Annotated in this window: 2 protein-coding genes; both read left to right on the forward strand. The window is 70.3% G+C overall.

The genetic code is table 11. The features are described 5' to 3' along the window. Positions 1-87 precede the first annotated feature (87 nt). Positions 88-537 carry a TfoX/Sxy family protein gene (locus ACOQFS_RS16820; RefSeq protein WP_421563972.1) on the forward strand — a complete coding sequence of 150 codons (450 nt, stop codon included), beginning with the start codon at positions 88-90 and terminating at the stop codon, positions 535-537. Between the two features lie 30 nt (positions 538-567). Further along, complete coding sequence (locus tag ACOQFS_RS16825) at positions 568-969, forward strand: DUF488 domain-containing protein (protein WP_421563973.1); 402 nt, start codon at positions 568-570, stop codon at positions 967-969. Positions 970-1077 lie beyond the last annotated feature (108 nt).

Here is a 1077-nt window from a genome sequence, read left to right on the forward strand (position 1 = left end):
CCTCTCCCCGGCCCTCTCCCACGAGGGGAGAGGGAGTGACGGCCATCTGAGACAGGTATCCAGCCAGCGCCATTTGAACCAGAAACCATGCCCGCCCGCCCCCTCTCCGACGAAACCCTGCACCTGATCGACGCCGTGCGCAGCGCGCTCGCGCACCGCAGCGACGTGGACGAGCGGACCATGTTCGGCTGCTACTGCTTCTTTGTGGACGGCAAGCTGTGCATCGGCATCAAGGGCGAAGACCTGCTGGTGCGCCTGCCGCCCGAGCGCCACGGCGAGCTGCAGGAGACGCAGAACACCCGCGAACTCTCCCCCGGCGGCGGCATGCAGGGCTACTTCTGGGTGGAGCCCAACGGATACGCCACCCGCGCGCAGTGGAACCACTGGATCGACGAAGCCCTGGCTTTCAACCCCCGGGCCAAGGCATCGCCCCGCAAGGCCAAGGCGCCCGCTGCGGCCCAGAAGGCCGCCCAGCCCAAAACCCCCGGCAAGACCCGCGCTGCCAAGAAGCACAGCATCTTCGAAGCCGACGACTGAAACCTGAGCCATCACCCGGAACCCACCACCATGCCCCTTCGCATCGTCCGCCTTGGCACCCCGCGCGCCGCCGGGGAAGGCACGCGCATCGGCACCGTGCGCCGCCCGCCGCGCGGCGTGCCCAAGGCCGAGTTCGCCAGCCGCGACTACTACGACGTGTGGTGCCCCCTGCTCTCGCCCACGCCCGACCTCATGGCCCAGGGCCAGCAGGTGCCCACCGGCCCAGAAGGCGACAAGGCGTGGCAGGCCTTCGCCAAACGGTTCCGCAAGGAACTGGCCCAGCCGGAGGCCAGCCGCACGCTGGACCTGCTGGCCGCGCTGTCGCACCACAGCGCCATGTCGCTGGGCTGCTACTGCGAGCACGAGGCCCGCTGCCACCGCTCGGTGCTGCGCGCCGAACTGGCCCAACGGGGCGCGGACATCCGCGCATGAACTGCACGCCCGGTGCCCTGACCGACCGCTCCATGCCCCACGTCCAGAGCCTGCCGCCCCACACCCTCCCCCGTTCGGGCTGAGCCTGTCGAAGCCAGAGCGCCAACC

The organism is Paracidovorax sp. MALMAid1276, assembly GCF_049198005.1.
Lineage (GTDB): Bacteria > Pseudomonadota > Gammaproteobacteria > Burkholderiales > Burkholderiaceae_C > Acidovorax.

What these genes read in the sequence shown, in the direction of transcription:
- ACOQFS_RS16820 (WP_421563972.1), top strand. Translation starts at nt 88, where the DNA reads ATGCCCGCCCGCCCCCTCTCCGACGAAACCCTGCACCTGATCGACGCC.
- ACOQFS_RS16825 (WP_421563973.1), top strand. Translation starts at nt 568, where the DNA reads ATGCCCCTTCGCATCGTCCGCCTTGGCACCCCGCGCGCCGCCGGGGAA.